The 17,183-nt window shown below is 39.6% G+C and carries 18 protein-coding genes, 2 rRNA genes and 1 other annotated feature; all 20 genes read left to right on the forward strand.

The genetic code is table 11. The annotated features are described in order from the left end of the window. Positions 1-293, forward strand: a 23S ribosomal RNA gene (locus ACN6NE_RS11425); the annotation flags it as partial. 63 nt (positions 294-356) lie between these two features. After that, positions 357-472 (forward strand): 5S ribosomal RNA (gene rrf, locus ACN6NE_RS11430). A 235-nt stretch (positions 473-707) separates the two neighbouring features. Next, positions 708-1,169 carry a CtsR family transcriptional regulator gene (locus ACN6NE_RS11435; protein ID WP_013054895.1) on the forward strand — a complete coding sequence of 154 codons (462 nt, stop codon included), beginning with the start codon at positions 708-710 and terminating at the stop codon, positions 1,167-1,169. A gap of 41 nt (positions 1,170-1,210) precedes the next feature. Next, on the forward strand, positions 1,211-1,753 hold the full coding sequence (locus ACN6NE_RS11440; RefSeq protein ID WP_013054896.1) for a UvrB/UvrC motif-containing protein: 543 nt from the start codon (positions 1,211-1,213) through the stop codon (positions 1,751-1,753). Between the two features lie 3 nt (positions 1,754-1,756). Further along, on the forward strand, positions 1,757-2,830 hold the full coding sequence (locus ACN6NE_RS11445; protein ID WP_129705669.1) for a protein arginine kinase: 1,074 nt from the start codon (positions 1,757-1,759) through the stop codon (positions 2,828-2,830). A gap of 20 nt (positions 2,831-2,850) precedes the next feature. Further along, positions 2,851-5,292 carry an ATP-dependent protease ATP-binding subunit ClpC gene (gene clpC, locus ACN6NE_RS11450; RefSeq protein ID WP_014462041.1) on the forward strand — a complete coding sequence of 814 codons (2,442 nt, stop codon included), beginning with the start codon at positions 2,851-2,853 and terminating at the stop codon, positions 5,290-5,292. Between the two features lie 123 nt (positions 5,293-5,415). Continuing rightward, positions 5,416-6,792: a DNA repair protein RadA gene (radA, locus tag ACN6NE_RS11455; protein WP_013054899.1), complete on the forward strand. Its 1,377-nt coding sequence runs from the start codon at positions 5,416-5,418 to the stop codon at positions 6,790-6,792. Positions 6,793-6,795: 3 nt separating this feature from the next. Then, complete coding sequence (gene disA / locus ACN6NE_RS11460; protein ID WP_013054900.1) at positions 6,796-7,875, forward strand: DNA integrity scanning diadenylate cyclase DisA; 1,080 nt, start codon at positions 6,796-6,798, stop codon at positions 7,873-7,875. A gap of 147 nt (positions 7,876-8,022) precedes the next feature. After that, a complete protein-coding gene (locus ACN6NE_RS11465) occupies positions 8,023-9,120 on the forward strand; it encodes a PIN/TRAM domain-containing protein (protein ID WP_013054901.1) in 1,098 nt (365 codons plus the stop codon). Positions 9,121-9,145: 25 nt separating this feature from the next. Beyond that, a complete protein-coding gene (gene ispD / locus ACN6NE_RS11470; RefSeq protein ID WP_474325330.1) occupies positions 9,146-9,847 on the forward strand; it encodes a 2-C-methyl-D-erythritol 4-phosphate cytidylyltransferase in 702 nt (233 codons plus the stop codon). After that, entirely contained in the window at positions 9,844-10,323 is a 480-nt protein-coding gene (gene ispF, locus ACN6NE_RS11475) for a 2-C-methyl-D-erythritol 2,4-cyclodiphosphate synthase (RefSeq protein ID WP_013054903.1), read from the forward strand. The genes ispD and ispF overlap by 4 nt, the downstream gene beginning before the upstream one ends. 105 nt (positions 10,324-10,428) lie before the next feature. After that, positions 10,429-11,886 (forward strand): glutamate--tRNA ligase, encoded by a 1,458-nt coding sequence (gene gltX, locus ACN6NE_RS11480; protein ID WP_057242652.1) that lies wholly within the window; start codon positions 10,429-10,431, stop codon positions 11,884-11,886. A 39-nt stretch (positions 11,887-11,925) separates the two neighbouring features. Beyond that, positions 11,926-12,149: a binding site (T-box leader), on the forward strand. 72 nt (positions 12,150-12,221) lie between these two features. Next, the gene (cysE, locus tag ACN6NE_RS11485; protein WP_129705689.1) at positions 12,222-12,878 is read left to right on the forward strand and encodes a serine O-acetyltransferase; all 657 of its coding nucleotides are present in this window, start codon (positions 12,222-12,224) and stop codon (positions 12,876-12,878) included. Beyond that, on the forward strand, positions 12,868-14,265 hold the full coding sequence (gene cysS / locus ACN6NE_RS11490) for a cysteine--tRNA ligase (protein ID WP_258356793.1): 1,398 nt from the start codon (positions 12,868-12,870) through the stop codon (positions 14,263-14,265). The genes cysE and cysS overlap by 11 nt, the downstream gene beginning before the upstream one ends. 7 nt (positions 14,266-14,272) lie before the next feature. Beyond that, a complete protein-coding gene (locus ACN6NE_RS11495; RefSeq protein WP_013054907.1) occupies positions 14,273-14,698 on the forward strand; it encodes a Mini-ribonuclease 3 in 426 nt (141 codons plus the stop codon). Next, positions 14,688-15,431 (forward strand): 23S rRNA (guanosine(2251)-2'-O)-methyltransferase RlmB, encoded by a 744-nt coding sequence (gene rlmB, locus ACN6NE_RS11500; protein ID WP_474325331.1) that lies wholly within the window; start codon positions 14,688-14,690, stop codon positions 15,429-15,431. Before ACN6NE_RS11495 ends, rlmB begins: the two co-directional genes overlap by 11 nt. A gap of 2 nt (positions 15,432-15,433) precedes the next feature. Then, positions 15,434-15,943, forward strand: coding sequence for an NYN domain-containing protein (locus ACN6NE_RS11505; protein WP_129705675.1), 510 nt, complete (start codon positions 15,434-15,436; stop codon positions 15,941-15,943). A 68-nt stretch (positions 15,944-16,011) separates the two neighbouring features. After that, a complete protein-coding gene (gene sigH, locus ACN6NE_RS11510) occupies positions 16,012-16,662 on the forward strand; it encodes an RNA polymerase sporulation sigma factor SigH (protein ID WP_013054910.1) in 651 nt (216 codons plus the stop codon). An 80-nt stretch (positions 16,663-16,742) separates the two neighbouring features. Beyond that, positions 16,743-16,892: a 50S ribosomal protein L33 gene (gene rpmG, locus ACN6NE_RS11515; RefSeq protein ID WP_013081365.1), complete on the forward strand. Its 150-nt coding sequence runs from the start codon at positions 16,743-16,745 to the stop codon at positions 16,890-16,892. Positions 16,893-16,945: 53 nt separating this feature from the next. Next, on the forward strand, positions 16,946-17,125 hold the full coding sequence (secE, locus tag ACN6NE_RS11520; RefSeq protein WP_013054912.1) for a preprotein translocase subunit SecE: 180 nt from the start codon (positions 16,946-16,948) through the stop codon (positions 17,123-17,125). Positions 17,126-17,183 lie beyond the last annotated feature (58 nt).

Here is a 17,183-nt window from a genome sequence, read left to right on the forward strand (position 1 = left end):
GGTCCCTATCCGTCGTGGGCGTAGGAAATTTGAGAGGAGCTGTCCTTAGTACGAGAGGACCGGGATGGACACACCGCTGGTGTACCAGTTGTCTTGCCAAAGGCATCGCTGGGTAGCTATGTGTGGACGGGATAAGTGCTGAAAGCATCTAAGCATGAAGCCCCCCTCAAGATGAGATTTCCCATAGCGCAAGCTAGTAAGATCCCTGAAAGATGATCAGGTTGATAGGTCAGAGGTGGAAGCGTGGCGACACGTGTAGCTGACTGATACTAATCGATCGAGGACTTAACCAAAACTTTAAAAGCGTAAGCTTTACTCAGCAAACTGTTACCTAGTTTTGAGAGAGCAATCTCTTGTCTGGTGGCGATAGCGAAGAGGTCACACCCGTTCCCATACCGAACACGGAAGTTAAGCTCTTTAGCGCCAATGGTAGTTGGGACTTTGTCCCTGTGAGAGTAGGACGTTGCCAGGCACCTGAAAAAGGACTAGCTATTTTAGCTAGTCCTTTTTTGTTTACAATTTATTTGTTTTATGAAAAAGTATAGTAAGAACAATAAAATTCACGATTTGCAGGTTTTGAAATAAATTTTAGTGGCAACGATAAAAGTAAAGAATAAACTTTAATAGTACATAGTTGAAAATTTTTTCGTTTCCTTTTATATTTAAATTAAGGTCAAATATAGTCAAAGTCAGAAGGAGGGGGCAACGTGCCAAATATCTCTGACATTATCGAACAGTATTTAAAACAAGTACTTGAATTAAGTGAAAGAGAAATTGTTGAAATAAGGCGCAGTGAGATTGCTGATAAATTTCAATGCGTTCCGTCGCAAATTAATTACGTTATCAATACCCGTTTTACAGTTGAGAGAGGTTATCTTGTAGAAAGTAAGCGAGGCGGCGGCGGATTTATTCGTATTGCAAAAGTAAAAATGCATGATGCAGCGGATTTGTTTCAGCAAGTAATTGAGATGATTCAAAATGAAATTTCACAAGTAAGTGCTGAAAACGTCATTATTAGGTTAGTTGAAGAAAAAGTCATCACAGAACGAGAAGCAAAAATCATGTTGAGTGTTATCAATCGTTCAGTTATTAATATTGAACTTCCTTATCGTGATGAGCTAAGGGCTAATCTTTTAAAAGCAATGCTTAATTCATTACGCTACCGATAAGCTCATGATCTATTTTATTTAGAACAGGGAGTGATGACAGGATGATTTGTCAGCAATGTGAAACGAGACCTGCAACTCTTCACTTCACAAAAATTATTAATGGTGAAAAGACGGAGATGCATGTATGTGAACAATGCGCTTCAGAAAATGGAGATACATTTTCTTTTTCAAATCAGCAAGGTTTTTCAATCAATAACTTACTAGCTGGCCTACTTAACCTAGATCCAGCAGTAACTGAAAATTATAAGCAACAAAGTCAGGAGGTTCTTTCTTGTCCTACTTGTGGCATGACATATCAAAAATTTGCTAAAATAGGCAGGTTTGGATGTGCAGATTGCTACAAAACATTTGAGCGACCTCTTATTCCTTTCTTGAAGAGGCTGCATGGAGGTAATTATCTGCATCATGGAAAAATACCAGCAAGAATTGCAAGTAATCTTCATTTAAAAAAGGAATTACAGGCATTAAGATTGAACTTAAAAGAGTATATCGAAAAAGAGGAGTTTGAGAAAGCAGCCGAACTCCGAGATCACATTCGATTACTAGAAAAGAAGATGAACGAATCGAGAGAGGAGGAAGCGTAATTCATGTCCCAGGATTTGTTCTTTTCCCAGCCTGTTAGCTCTTGGATGCGCCAAGAAGCTTCGAATTCAGATATTGTTTTAAGCAGTCGAATCAGGCTGGCTCGAAATTTAAATCATTATCTTTTTCCAACTCTCTTTTCTAAAGAACAAGCAGTTGAAGTGGTTCGAGTATTCGAGCAAGTTTTTCAAAAAAGTGAGAACACCAATCAGTGGAATTTGCATTTACTAAAGATGAACGAATTACAGCCTCTTCAAAAGCAAGTGTTGGTTGAAAAGCATCTTATCAGTCCTAACTTGGCTGAAGGAGATAACAACGGAGCTTGTTTTTTATCAGAAAAAGAAGATTTGAGTATTATGGTTAATGAAGAAGATCATTTACGCATACAATGTTTATTTCCAGGCCTTCAATTATCTGAAGCTTTAAGCACAGCGAATAAAGTAGATAATTGGATTGAGAAATACGTAGATTATGCGTTTGATGAAAATAGAGGGTATTTAACCAGCTGTCCCACAAATGTGGGTACTGGGCTACGTGCATCTGTTATGATGCATCTGCCGGCTTTAGTGATGACCCGTCAAATTCATCGTATTATTCCCGCTATTAACCAGCTCGGCTTAGTGGTGAGAGGAATTTATGGAGAAGGTAGCGAAGCTTTAGGGAATATCTTTCAAATCTCTAATCAGATAACCTTAGGGAAATCTGAAGAAGATATTGTGGCAGATTTAAATAGTGTCGTACAGCAGTTAATTACACAAGAGCACTCTGCAAGAGATGCGCTGTTTAAAACATCTCATGTAGAGTTAGAAGATCGAGTGTATCGTTCATATGGAGTATTGGCCAATAGCCGTATTATTGAGTCAAAAGAAGCTTCACAATGTTTATCAGATGTTCGATTAGGAATCGATTTAGGGTATATAAAAGGACTGAGTCAAAATATATTGAATGAACTTATCATTATGACGCAGCCAGGCTTTTTACAAAAGTATTCGGGAGGGCCCCTAAAGCCTCAAGAACGTGACATTAAAAGAGCCACCTTAATTCGAGAACGTCTCACTATAAATAAAAACACAAATTAAACGTGGAGGGTGACGATTATATGATGTTTGGTAGATTTACAGAGCGCGCACAAAAAGTATTAGCTTTAGCACAGGAAGAAGCACTACGCCTAGGTCACAACAACATTGGAACGGAGCATATTTTATTAGGTATCGTTCGTGAAGGTGAAGGAATTGCAGCAAAAGCTCTTTCTGCTCTAGGCCTAAGCACTGAAAAAATTCAAAAAGAAGTGGAAGCATTAATTGGCAGAGGCCAAGAATTAACGCAGACCATTCATTATACACCTCGAGCGAAAAAAGTCATTGAACTTTCAATGGATGAAGCCCGAAAGCTTGGTCATTCTTATGTAGGAACAGAACATATCTTACTAGGCTTAATTCGTGAAGGTGAAGGCGTTGCAGCACGCGTTTTAAATAATCTAGGTGTCAGCCTAAATAAAGCTCGTCAGCAAGTACTTCATTTATTAGGTAGCAATGAAGCTGCTTCAAGCCATCAAGGCGGAGGCTCTTCAAATGCCAATACACCTACGCTAGACAGCTTAGCACGCGATTTAACAGTTGTAGCGCGCGAAGGAAGCTTAGACCCTGTTATCGGACGTGGGAAAGAAATTCAGCGTGTTATTGAAGTGTTAAGCCGACGTACAAAAAACAACCCTGTATTAATTGGGGAGCCAGGTGTCGGTAAAACGGCAATCGCGGAAGGTTTGGCTCAGCAAATCGTCAACAATGAAGTTCCAGAAATTTTACGTGACAAACGCGTTATGACTTTGGATATGGGAACGGTTGTTGCTGGTACAAAATACCGCGGAGAATTTGAAGATCGCCTGAAGAAAGTAATGGATGAAATTCGTCAAGCAGGTAATATCATTCTCTTTATCGATGAGTTACACACATTAATTGGCGCTGGTGGCGCAGAAGGTGCTATCGATGCTTCTAATATTTTAAAACCGTCTCTTGCTCGTGGAGAACTTCAGTGTATCGGTGCTACGACTTTAGATGAATACAGAAAATACATTGAAAAAGATGCAGCGTTAGAGCGTCGCTTCCAGCCAATTCAAGTGGATGAACCAACGTTGGAAGAGTCTATTCAAATCTTAAAAGGGCTTCGTGACCGTTATGAAGCGCATCACCGAGTATCTATTTCTGATGAGGCAATCGAGCAAGCGGTGAAACTATCAGATCGCTACATTTCAGATCGTTTCTTACCGGATAAAGCAATCGATTTAATTGATGAAGCTGGTTCAAAAGTGCGTTTACGTTCGTTTACAACGCCGCCAAATTTAAAGGAATTAGAGCAAAAATTAGAATCAGTACGCAATGAAAAAGATGCGTCTGTTCAAAGTCAAGAATTTGAAAAAGCAGCATCTTTACGCGATACAGAGCAACGCCTACGCGAAGAATTAGAAGACACAAAGAAAATTTGGAAAGAGCAGCAAGGTAAAGAAAACTCAGCTGTAACCGTAGAAGATATTGCGATGGTGGTATCTAGCTGGACGGGTGTACCGGTCTCTAAACTGGCACAGGAAGAGACAGAAAGACTGCTGAACATGGAAGAGATTCTTCACTCTCGTGTAATTGGGCAAGAAGAAGCGGTAAAAGCAGTTGCAAAAGCTGTGCGCCGTGCTAGAGCAGGCTTGAAAGATCCAAAACGTCCAATTGGTTCATTCATTTTCTTAGGACCAACAGGGGTTGGTAAAACAGAGCTTGCACGTGCATTAGCGGAGTCAATCTTCGGCGATGAAGATGCAATGATTCGTATCGATATGTCTGAGTACATGGAGAAACATTCTACTTCACGCTTAGTAGGTTCACCTCCAGGGTATGTTGGATACGAAGAAGGCGGCCAGTTAACGGAAAAAGTAAGAAGAAAACCTTACTCAGTTGTTCTTTTAGACGAAATTGAAAAAGCGCATCCGGATGTATTTAACATTTTATTACAAGTGTTAGAAGATGGACGCTTAACAGATTCAAAAGGCCGTACAGTTGATTTCCGTAATACGATTTTAATTATGACATCAAACGTAGGTGCTGATACATTAAAACGAAGCAAGCACTTAGGGTTCACAGTAGAAGCAGAAGGGCAAGACTACAAAGATATGAAAGGAAAAGTAATGGCGGAAATGAAGCGCGCGTTCCGTCCGGAGTTCCTAAACCGTATCGATGAAATTATCGTCTTCCATTCATTAGAGAAACCTCACTTAGCTGAAATTGTTAAATTAATGGCGGATCAGTTAACAAAACGCTTAAAAGAGCAAGAAATTGATCTTGAATTAACAAAAGAGGCAATTGATAAGATTGCAGAGGAAGGTTTTGATCCAGAATACGGTGCTCGTCCACTTCGTAGAGCAATTCAAAAACATATTGAAGACCGTTTATCTGAAGAGCTGCTAAAAGGGGTTGTTCAAAAAGGTCAGAAAGTGACGCTAGATGTAGATAAAGGAGAATTTGTTGTTAAATCCTCCGCTCCAAGCAGCATCAGCTAAATTTACTCAAACCAAGACGAGGCATACGAAAAAACACGTATGCCTCCCTTTTTATTTTAGCTTAGGAAATAGTGTACAATAGAGATAGAAATCGATTGAATGAACGGAGAGATTGATAACATAATGGCGAAACGAAAAACAAAATTTGCATGTCAGCATTGCGGATATGAATCAGCAAAATGGATGGGGAAATGTCCCGGATGTGGAAGCTGGAATTCTATGGTAGAAGAAATGGAAGAAACGAAATCATCACGCCGAGGAGCTTTTTCCGGAGCTACTGCTTCTAAAGTTCAAAAACCTCAGTCAATTACAGCGATTGAATCTACAACAGAACCACGAATTTTTACACCTTCTGCAGAGTTAAATCGTGTATTAGGAGGAGGTATTGTCAGAGGGTCACTCGTTTTAATAGGGGGAGATCCGGGTATCGGAAAGTCTACTTTACTTTTACAAACCTCCGCGCAGTTAGCAATGAAACAAAATAAAGTACTATATATTTCGGGAGAGGAATCAACCAAACAAACGAAGTTAAGAGCGGACAGGCTAGGTGTAAAAGCTGAAGAGCTTTATGTTCACGCAGAAACAAACTTAGAATTAATACTAGAGGCCATCTCAAGCATGCAGCCTGATTTTGTGGTGATTGATTCAATTCAAACCATTTACCATGCTGATGTGACATCAGCGCCAGGAAGCGTCTCACAGGTGCGAGAGTGTACGGCTGAACTAATGCGTGTTGCTAAAACAAATGGAATTGCCATCTTTATTGTGGGTCATGTAACGAAAGAAGGGGCCATTGCAGGTCCAAGACTTCTTGAACATATGGTGGATACGGTTCTTTATTTTGAAGGAGAGCGCCATCATACGTATCGTATATTAAGAGCGGTTAAGAACCGATTTGGATCCACAAATGAAATGGGCATTTTTGAAATGAAAGAAAGTGGGCTAGAAGAAGTATTGAATCCATCTGAAATCTTTCTAGAAGAACGATCTCAGGGAGCAGCAGGGTCGGTTGTTGTCGCTTCAATGGAAGGGACAAGGCCTGTATTAGTAGAGCTGCAGGCGCTAATCAGTCCAACGAGCTTTGGAAACCCTAGAAGAATGGCGACGGGAGTAGATCATAATCGCGTTTCGCTTATCATGGCTGTCTTAGAAAAGCGTGTAGGAATGCTGCTGCAGAATCAAGATGCTTATTTAAAAGTAGCAGGTGGAGTGAAATTAGATGAACCAGCAATCGATTTAGCTGTAGCCGTTAGCATTGCTTCAAGCTTCAGAGATGCTGCTTCTAGCGCTACAGATGTTATTGTAGGAGAAGTAGGATTAACAGGTGAAGTACGCCGAGTATCTAGAATTGAACAGCGCGTTCAAGAAGCGGTAAAATTAGGGTTCCAACGAATTATTATCCCGGAGAAAAATTTAGGAGGATGGAAAGTCCCAGATGGTATTGATGTGATTGGGGTATCAACAGTAGCGGAGGCTCTGCAATATACATTAGGAGGATAAGCAGTGGAAGGAGAAAAAACAACAGTTAGTCAAAAACAAATATCAGAAATTCTGCAGTTTGTAGCACCAGGAACCCCTATTCGTGACGGTATCGATAACGTCTTGCGGGCAAAGACGGGTGGCTTAATTGTTATGGGCTACAATGAACAAGTCAAAAAGATGGTAGATGGAGGATTTTCGATTAATTGTGCATTTACACCTGCGCATTTATACGAGTTAGCCAAAATGGATGGAGCGCTTATTTTAAACGACAGCGGAAGCAAGATATTATTTGCTAATGCTCAGCTCATGCCAGACCCCTCTACTCCTTCTTCACAGACAGGAATGCGACACCGTACAGCAGAGCGCGTAGCTAAGCAGTCAGGTGTATTGGTGATAGCCATTTCACAAAGAAGAAATGTGATTACGCTTTACAAAGGGTCTCTGCAGTATGTATTGAAAGACATTAGCGTTATTTTAGCAAAAGCGAATCAAGCGCTTGGAACACTTGAAAAGTACAAGGCGGTATTAGACGAATCGATTACAAGTCTCAGTGCATTAGAGTTTGAAGAGCAAGTAACTCATACAGACGTGCTGCAGTCGCTTCATCGTACAGAAATGGTTCTGCGTATTAAAAATGAAATTTTGAGCTATATTAGCGAGTTAGGAACAGAAGGAAGACTAATCCGTCTCCAAATGAATGAACTACTTTCCCACTTAGAGGAAGAAGCAACTTTATTAATCAAAGATTATATGTATGACCTCAGCTTTGACCCTTACCGAGTAATTGAACGCATGCAGCAGCCGTCAAATAATGTTCTTCTCGATGACCAAACGCTCCTTCGCTTAATGGGATATCCCATGTATACAAGCTTTGAAGACAGCGTTATTCCTAGAGGGTATCGAATGCTTCATAAAATTCCAAGACTTCCATCGATTATTATTGAAAATCTCATTGATGAATTAGGGGATTTAAAAACGATAGCAGATGCGTCGGTAGAAGAATTGGATGAGGTAGAAGGCATCGGTGAAATTCGAGCAAGGAAAATCAGAGAAGGCCTAAAAAGACTAAAAGAGCAACATCTTACAAACCGTCAGCTATAGGATATTAATTGACATTAAATGTTTGATTCATTAAGATATTGTGAAAATACAAAAAAAGTGACAGTTTGTTTACAAATTCTGTTTTTTGGTTAAATAACAGGTTTCAATCATTGTAAACTGTTTATAATGATAAAGGGAGGTGAAGGCGTGTTAAAACGTTTTGTACAGTTATTTTTTATTATTACAGGTGGTACATTGGGCGTCTTTTTTATACCTGAACTTATTCAATTATTAAATCTGCAAGATGTAGCATTTCTAGAAAAGCCTTACGTCGATGCAATACTGGGAGCCATTTTGTTTTTCCTTGTCACGTTTTGGATTGTTGATTATATAGTTGAATTAATTCGCCGAGTGGAAGAGGCGTTACTGAAGGCGCCTGTAACGGATGTGCTTTTTGGGAGCTTAGGATTGATTTTAGGGCTTATTGTGGCCTACTTGGTCGGAGCTTTTTTAGGCAGAATTCAACTTCAAGTAGTAAGTACCATTTTACCAATCTTTCTAAGTATTCTTTTAGGTTACTTAGGGTTTCAAGTCGGGTTTAAAAAACGTGATGAACTTGTAAGCGTGTTTTCGATGCCGGCTCGAATTGGGAAGAAAAAAGGACAAGAAGAAGAAACAGATAACGAAGAATCATTAAAGTCTCTTAAGATTTTAGATACAAGCGTTATTATTGACGGCCGTATCGCAGATATTTGTCAAACAGGATTTTTAGACGGAACGATTGTTATTCCGCGCTTTGTGCTTGAGGAACTTCAGCATATTGCTGATTCGTCGGATGTTCTAAAACGAAACAGAGGTAGACGAGGTCTAGATATTCTCAACCGGATTCAAAAAGAACTGGCAATGAAGGTAGAAATTTATGAAGGCGATTTCGAAGACATTCAAGAAGTAGACAGCAAGCTGGTTAAATTGGCAAAGCTGACTTCGGGTTTGGTCGTGACAAACGATTTTAATTTAAATAAAGTATGTGAACTTCAAAATGTTGGCGTTTTAAATATCAATGACTTAGCAAATGCTGTTAAGCCAATTGTGCTTCCAGGAGAAGAAATGAACGTGTTAGTTATAAAAGACGGTAAAGAGCATAATCAAGGTATTGCCTATCTTGATGACGGTACAATGATCGTGGTAGAAGAAGGAAGAAATTATATTGGAAAGCAAATTGATGTACTGGTGACGAGCGTACTCCAAACCTCAGCAGGCCGTATGATTTTTGCGAAACCCAAGTTATTAGAAAAAGCACTGTGACGTAACAGGTAAAGGGAGTATACCTATGAAGTATGAAATTATCGTGTTAGCTGCAGGTCAGGGGAAGCGAATGAAAGCGGGGCGGAACAAACAATTTTTAACCATTCAAAACGTTCCGCTGATCATTCATACGCTGCAAAAATTCGAGCAAGATCCTTGGTGCAGTGGAATTGTACTAGTCGTAAATAAAAAAGAAGTGGAGATTTTTGAAGAGTTATTAATCGAATATCCAACTCAAAAGGTTCAATCATTGACAGTTGGAGGCGATGAACGTCAACATAGCGTTTATAACGGCCTTAAAAGTTTAAAGCAGGCTCAGATGGTATTAATTCATGATGGCGCTCGTCCATTTGTTCAACAAAACACAATCCATGAGTTAGTAGAAAAAGCTGCTAGTGATAAGGCTGCTGTGCTGGCTGTTCCAGTAAAAGACACAATTAAGCGTGTGGAACAGGGTACTGTCATTGAAACAGTTGAGCGCTCTAGCTTGTGGGCTATTCAAACGCCGCAGGCTTTTCTTTTTGATGTAGTAATGGATGCACACGAAAAAGCAAAAACAAATGAATACTTAGGCACCGATGATGCAAGTTTAGTAGAAAAAGCGGGGCAAAAAGTATCGATTGTAGAGGGAAATTACGATAATATAAAACTAACAACACCAGAAGATTTGTTATATGCAGAAGCTATATTAACAAAGCTAAACAGGACTGAAGGAGTGGAAAAATGAACATTCGAGTAGGACAAGGTTTCGACGTACATGAATTTGCAGAAGGAAGACCTTTAATCATCGGCGGTTTAGAAATTCCGTATGAAAAAGGATTATTAGGCCATTCAGATGCAGATGTGCTGTTGCATACAATCGCAGATGCCTTATTAGGAGCGGCGGCTAAAGGAGATATCGGAAAGCATTTTCCGGATACAGACCCTGAATTTAAAGATGCTGATTCAGCAAAGCTTCTTCAACACGTATGGAAACTACTAAAAGATGAAGGCTATGAATTAAGCAATGTAGATTGCACAATTATCGCGCAAAAACCTAAAATGGCTCCTTACATTGAACCAATGAGAGAGCGCATTGCGCAGCTGTTAGAAGCAAGCATTTCTCAAATTAACGTCAAGGCAACAACAACAGAAAAGTTAGGTTTTACGGGACGTGAAGAAGGAATTGCCGCCCAAGCAGCCGTTTTAGTTTATCAAAAATAAAAACAGTTGACTTTGACAGATACCTATTTGGTGATAAAATTAGAACATGTCTAAAACATATAAATACATACTATAAGTAATATTAAATTGGAGGTCATCTTAGTTATGTCAAGCGAAGTAAGAGTTCGTTATGCCCCGAGTCCAACTGGACATCTTCATATAGGGAATGCAAGAACAGCACTATTTAATTATTTATTTGCACGAAATCAAAACGGTAAATTTATTATCCGTATTGAAGATACAGATCAAAAGCGTAATATCGAAGGCGGAGAAGAAAGTCAGCTGCGCTATTTAAAATGGTTAGGTATTGAATGGGATGAGAGTATCGACGTAGGCGGCGAGTACGGTCCTTACCGCCAGTCTGAACGTACGGAAATCTATCAAAAATATACGGAAGAACTTCTTGAAAAAGGATTAGCTTATCACTGTTACTGTACGTCAGAAGAGCTTGAAAAAGAGCGTGAAGAACAGCAGGCGAACAGTCAAATGCCGCGCTATTCAGGTAAGTGCCGTAACTTAACAGCTGAACAGCGTGCTGAACTAGAAGCAGAAGGCCGTGAGCCAAGCATTCGCTTCCGTGTTCCTAGTAACACAGAAATTAAATGGAATGATATTGTCAAAGATGAAGTATCATTTGAGTCTGAAGGCATTGGTGACTTCGTTATTGTGAAAAAAGACGGTACACCAACATATAATTACGCTGTAGCCATTGATGATTATCTAATGAAGATGACACATGTTTTACGCGGAGATGACCATATTTCTAATACACCGAAGCAAATTCTTGTGTATGAAGCTTTAGGCTGGACGCCTCCTGTATTTGGTCATATGACATTAATCGTAAATGAAAATCGCCGTAAGCTAAGTAAACGTGATGAGTCAATCATTCAGTTTATTGAGCAATATAAAGAATTAGGCTACTTGCCGGAAGCACTGTTTAATTTTATTACAATGCTGGGCTGGTCACCTGTGGGAGAAGAAGAAATCTTCTCTAAAGAACAGTTCATTGAAATTTTTGACCCAGCTCGTTTATCAAAATCTCCAGCACTATTTGATACAAGCAAATTACGTTGGATGAACAACCAATACATGAAACAATTGGATTTAGACGAGGTAGTAGCTTTATCAGTTCCTCACTTAGTGAAAGCTGGAAAAGTTGAAGAAACGCGCAATGCAGAAACAGAACAATGGGTACGTGACTTAGTCGCTCTATACCAAGAACAAATGAGCTTTGGCGCTGAGATTGTTGAACTTACTGAAATGTTCTTTAAGAAAGAAATTGATTACAGTGAAGAAGCAAAAGCAGTGCTTGCTGAAGAGCAAGTACCGGAAGTGTTAAAAGCATTTGCTGAAGAGATTTCTTCCTTAGAAGAATTCAGCGCTGATGAAATTAAGGCAGCAACAAAGGCTGTACAAAAAGCAACAGGTCAAAAAGGTAAAAAACTATTTATGCCAATTCGTGTAGCAACAACAGGCGAAACACACGGTCCGGAGCTTCCAAAAGCTATTTCTCTTTTAGGGAAAGAAACAGTTTTAGCTCGTTTAGAAAGCATTTATAGTTAACAAATTTCTATTTTGCCCATATGATAAAATAATCAAATATGGATATCGTTGAGAAGGAAGAGTAGGCAAGTTCATTGCATATCAGAGAGGGTTATCACCGGCTGAAAGTAACCTATGACAAAACTTGTTGAAGTGCGCCTTTGAGTCTTTTGTTGAATGCTACTAAGTAAGTAGGCAAAAGCGGGTACTTTCACGTTATGAGAGAAGAGTTGGGATCGTTTGTTGATCCAAACAGAGTGGAACCGCGTATATACGTCTCTGTGTCATTTGACATAGGGGCGTTTTTTTATACAATCAATGAGTAGATAGAGGAATAGCGGAATTGGGGTGAGATGATGCTAAAGTTGTTAAAGGAAGACATTGAGGCCATATTTGAACAAGATCCTGCAGCAAGAAGTTATATTGAAGTGATATTAACCTATTCGGGGTTGCATGCTATTTGGGCACATAGATTAGCTCACGGGCTTTTTAAAAGAAAGTGGTTTTTTCTGGCACGTGTAATCTCACAAATTAGCCGATTCTTCACAGGGATTGAAATTCATCCGGGTGCGAAAATTGGTCGCCGATTTTTTATTGACCACGGAATGGGAATTGTTATTGGGGAAACGTGCGAAATTGGAGATAATGTAACAGTATATCAAGGAGTAACACTCGGAGGAACAGGGAAAGAAAAAGGAAAGCGTCACCCGACGATCGAAGACAATGTCTTAATTGCAACAGGTGCTAAAGTACTAGGGTCGATTACGATTCATGCGCACTCCAAAATTGGAGCAGGCTCAGTTGTGTTAAATGACGTCCCAGAAAACTCAACGGTTGTTGGTATCCCTGGCCGAGTCGTCATTCAAAATGGCGTCCGGATTCTAAAAGATTTGAATCATCAAGATTTGCCAGATCCAGATGCAGAGCGTTTCAAACAGCTAGAGAAAGAAATTTTACACCTGCAAAATCAATTAAAGGAATTAAAAGAAGGGAAGATTCACCATGGCAATTAAGCTATATAACACGTTAACACGTCAAAAAGAGACGTTTGTACCGCTAGAAGAAAACAAAGTCAAAATGTACGTGTGCGGACCGACCGTGTATAACTATATTCATATTGGAAATGCGCGTCCTGCAATCGTATTTGATACGGTGCGCCGCTATTTAGAATTTAGAGGGTACGATGTAGAGTATGTCTCAAACTTCACAGATGTGGATGATAAATTAATTAAGGCAGCAAAAGAGTTAGGAGAAGATGTTCCCACGATCGCAAACCGCTTTATCGATGCCTACTTTGAAGATACGTCAGCTCTTGGATGCAAGCATGCCGATGTGCATCCACGCGTAACTGAAAATATGGATATCATTATTGAGTTCATTGATGAACTGGTAAAAAAAGGATATTCATATGAGTCAGAGGGTGATGTATACTATCGTACACGTAAGTTTGAAGGATACGGAAAATTATCACATCAGTCTATTGATGAATTGCAATCCGGTGCTCGTATCGAAGTTGGAGAAAAGAAAGAAGATCCATTAGACTTTACTCTTTGGAAAGCAACCAAAGATGGAGAGATCGCATGGGATAGCCCTTGGGGTCAAGGAAGACCAGGCTGGCATATCGAGTGCTCTGCGATGGCACGCAAGTATTTAGGTGATACAATTGATATCCACGCAGGCGGTCAGGATTTAGCTTTCCCTCATCACGAAAATGAAATTGCTCAATCAGAAGCGCTCACTGGGAAATCGTTTGCGAAATACTGGCTTCATAACGGATATATCAATATTGATAATGAAAAGATGTCTAAATCACTAGGGAACTTCGTGTTAGTTCATGACATTATTAAAAAGCATGATCCTTCCCTACTTCGATTCTTTATTTTATCTGTTCACTATCGTCACCCAATTAACTATAACGAAGAAATTTTAGAGAATACGCGCAAAGGGTTTGAGCGTCTGCAAACAGCTTACGGCAACTTAACTCACCGTCTAGAGGCAGCAACAAATCTTCAAGAAGATGCTTCAGAATGGTTCGAAAAGCTAAAAGAGCTTCGCGAAACGTTTGTTGAAGAGATGGATGATGATTTTAATACGGCAAATGCCATTTCTGTTCTGTTCGAGCTAGCAAAGCAAGCTAACTTGTATTTGTTAGAACAAACAACGTCTACGGATGTAATTGAAGCCTTTATTAAAGAGTTTAAAGAATTAGGTGCTGCAATAGGCATTACGTTTGGAGAAGCTGAACTTCTAGATGAAGAAATTGATCAATTGATCCAAGATCGTATTCAGGCTCGTAAAGATCGTAATTTCCAATTAGCAGATCAAATTCGAGATGAATTAAAGGCTAAAAATATTATTTTAGAAGATACGGCACAAGGAACAAGATGGAAAAGAGGATAATAGTGTTATGAGCAGCAGTAAATTAGATGTAAAACAGCTAAATAGCTTAGCTCTTGCTTATATGGGTGATGCGGTGTTTGATTTACATGTTCGCCGCCACCTGCTGGTGTTAGGGACAGTGCGCCCTAACCAGCTTCATAATAAAGCTAAAAAATACGTATCAGCAAAAGCACAAGCGCAAATCGTATATTATTTTAAAAATGAAAACTTTTTTACTGAAGAAGAAGAAGGTGTGCTGCGCCGAGGACGCAATGCAAAGTCCGGTACAGTCCCTAAAAACACAGATGTGCAAACGTATCGCTACAGTACGGCATTTGAAGCGGTCGTAGGCTATTTGTATCTCTTAGGTGAAGAAGAAAGAATGATGGAACTTATTACTAAAGCTATCTCTTTCGTCGATGAAGGAGAGGGAGGAATGAATCATGGAACATGAATTTATCATTGGACGTAATCCGGTCCTAGAAGCCCTAAAGTCTGGGCGCGACATTAACAAACTATGGATTGCCGAAGGATCGCAAGGCGGTTCTATGGGGCAAATCACGCAGTTAGCAAAACGTAATGGTGTATTGGTGCAGTTTGTACCGAAAAAGAAAATTGAGCAAATGGTAGGCGGTATTCATCAAGGAGTAGCTGCACAAGTTGCTGCTTATCAGTATGCAGAGTTAGATGATTTATTTAACTTAGCGGAAAAACGTAATGAAAGTCCGTTTTTTCTTCTATTAGATGAGCTTGAAGATCCCCATAATTTAGGTTCTATTATGCGAACAGCCGATGCCGTTGGCGCACACGGTATTATTATTCCAAAGCGCCGTTCAGTTGGATTAACGGCCACTGTAGCTAAGGCCTCTACAGGAGCGATTGAACATGTTCCCGTAGCAAGGGTAACAAACCTATCAAGGACGATTGATGAATTAAAAGATCGAGGCGTATGGATTGTTGGAACAGATGCGAAAGAAAGCGATGATTACCGCAACCTAGATGGAGGTATGCCGCTTACGTTAGTGATTGGAAGCGAAGGAAAAGGCATGAGTCGTTTGATTCGTGAAAAATGCGACTTCCTTGTACAGCTTCCAATGGTTGGGCATGTTACATCGTTAAATGCATCTGTAGCAGCTAGTCTTCTCATGTATGAGGTTTACCGAAAACGCCATCCTCTAGGTGAATAAGAATGGATATTCTACTGGTGGATGGTTATAACATGATAGGTGCGTGGCCCGACCTAAGAAAGCTTAGAGATAATGATTTCGCCGGTGCTCGAGACCTGTTAATCGAAAAGATGGCAGAGTATCAAGCATATATGGGTTATCGTGTCATTATTGTCTTCGATGCTCATATGGTCGAAGGAATTGAAAAGAAGGCAAAAAATCATAAGGTTGACGTTGTATTTACAAGAGAAAATGAAACAGCGGATGAGTACATTGAAAAGCTGGCTCAAGAGCTAAACAATGTAAAGACACAGATTCATGTTGCTACATCTGATTTTACGGAGCAGTGGGCAATCTTTGGACAAGGTGCGCTTAGAATTTCTGCTCGAGAATTGTACAACGAAATTGAGCAAATTGAGAAACATATTAATCTTGATGTGAAGTCTATTCAAAATCAAAAGCCAGCGGCACGCATTCAACTTTCCAATCAAGTAGCCGAAATTTTCGAAAAATGGCGTCGGGGACAGCGGTGAGGTTATTGACGGTACGGAATTAGCTACTGTATAATATTTCTATCTACTGTGCGGTCGGGGGGATCGATATGGGCGATAATTATGGGAGAAAACTGCATGCTCATTTCGAACAACAAGAGGATGAAACAGTTGTCGATCTTGTGCATAAAGGCGATATTGACGCATTAGAGTATTTGATTCATAAATACAAAAACTTTGTGCGAGCAAAGGCGCGGTCATATTTTTTAATTGGGGCAGACCGTGAAGATATTGTACAAGAAGGTATGATAGGGTTATATAAGGCAATTAGAGATTTTAGAGAAGATAAGCTAACTTCGTTTAAAGCTTTTGCTGAACTTTGCATTACCAGGCAAATTATTACCGCTATTAAAACCGCAACAAGGCAAAAACATATTCCATTAAACTCTTATGTATCATTGGACAAGCCAATATATGATGAAGAGTCCGACCGAACCTTAATGGATGTTATTTCGGGGACAAAAGTAGCAAATCCAGAAGAGTTGCTCATTAATCGAGAGAAGTTTGATGATATTGAATTAAAGATGGCTGAACTGTTAAGTGATCTTGAGCGAAAAGTTCTCGTTCTTTATTTAGATGGTCAATCTTATCAAGAGATTTCAGAAGAGTTAAACCGCCACGTCAAATCCATCGATAATGCACTTCAGCGTGTGAAGAGGAAATTAGAGCGCTACCTCGAGATTCGTGAAATCACAATGTAGCCTTCTATCCTCATATTGACATGCTAAGAAAGTCTGTGATACTTTTTTATAGACATTATCACTCATAGGTGGTTGACATTATGCGTAAAAAAGTTGTACTTGCGTGTGTGCAATGCGCTAGTCGTAACTATACGACTATGAAAAACACACAGCAAAACGAAGAGCGTTTAGAAATGAAGAAGTTTTGCAAAACGTGTAACGCACATACGATTCATCGTGAAACAAAGTAGATCAATAATCTGCACAGACTAATACCCCTTTTAATTTATTGGAGGTTACAAACATGAACCGTGTAGGAAATTTCTTGCGTGATGTTGGGCGTGAGATGAAGAAGGTAAGTTGGCCTAAAAAAAATGAGCTAACTCGTTATACAATTACTGTTATTTCTACAGTTGTATTTATGACACTCTTTTTTGTAGTAGTTGATTACGGAATTTCGTCACTTATTCGTTTAATCCCTTGAATAAATTGACTTAAATCATGGTATAATAAAGCTAAATTATGTTTTTTTCAGAAAAGCC

Source organism: Priestia sp. 53B2 (assembly GCF_056099005.1).

Coding starts and splice junctions, on each gene's coding strand:
- ispD (WP_474325330.1), top strand. CDS start 9,146: ATGAAGTATGAAATTATCGTGTTAGCTGCAGGTCAGGGGAAGCGAATG.
- secE (WP_013054912.1), top strand. CDS start 16,946: ATGAACCGTGTAGGAAATTTCTTGCGTGATGTTGGGCGTGAGATGAAG.
- ACN6NE_RS11495 (WP_013054907.1), top strand. CDS start 14,273: ATGAGCAGCAGTAAATTAGATGTAAAACAGCTAAATAGCTTAGCTCTT.
- cysS (WP_258356793.1), top strand. CDS start 12,868: ATGGCAATTAAGCTATATAACACGTTAACACGTCAAAAAGAGACGTTT.
- ispF (WP_013054903.1), top strand. CDS start 9,844: ATGAACATTCGAGTAGGACAAGGTTTCGACGTACATGAATTTGCAGAA.
- sigH (WP_013054910.1), top strand. CDS start 16,012: ATGGGCGATAATTATGGGAGAAAACTGCATGCTCATTTCGAACAACAA.
- gltX (WP_057242652.1), top strand. CDS start 10,429: ATGTCAAGCGAAGTAAGAGTTCGTTATGCCCCGAGTCCAACTGGACAT.
- cysE (WP_129705689.1), top strand. CDS start 12,222: ATGCTAAAGTTGTTAAAGGAAGACATTGAGGCCATATTTGAACAAGAT.
- ACN6NE_RS11440 (WP_013054896.1), top strand. CDS start 1,211: ATGATTTGTCAGCAATGTGAAACGAGACCTGCAACTCTTCACTTCACA.
- rlmB (WP_474325331.1), top strand. CDS start 14,688: ATGGAACATGAATTTATCATTGGACGTAATCCGGTCCTAGAAGCCCTA.
- rpmG (WP_013081365.1), top strand. CDS start 16,743: ATGCGTAAAAAAGTTGTACTTGCGTGTGTGCAATGCGCTAGTCGTAAC.
- ACN6NE_RS11505 (WP_129705675.1), top strand. CDS start 15,434: ATGGATATTCTACTGGTGGATGGTTATAACATGATAGGTGCGTGGCCC.
- ACN6NE_RS11445 (WP_129705669.1), top strand. CDS start 1,757: ATGTCCCAGGATTTGTTCTTTTCCCAGCCTGTTAGCTCTTGGATGCGC.
- clpC (WP_014462041.1), top strand. CDS start 2,851: ATGATGTTTGGTAGATTTACAGAGCGCGCACAAAAAGTATTAGCTTTA.
- radA (WP_013054899.1), top strand. CDS start 5,416: ATGGCGAAACGAAAAACAAAATTTGCATGTCAGCATTGCGGATATGAA.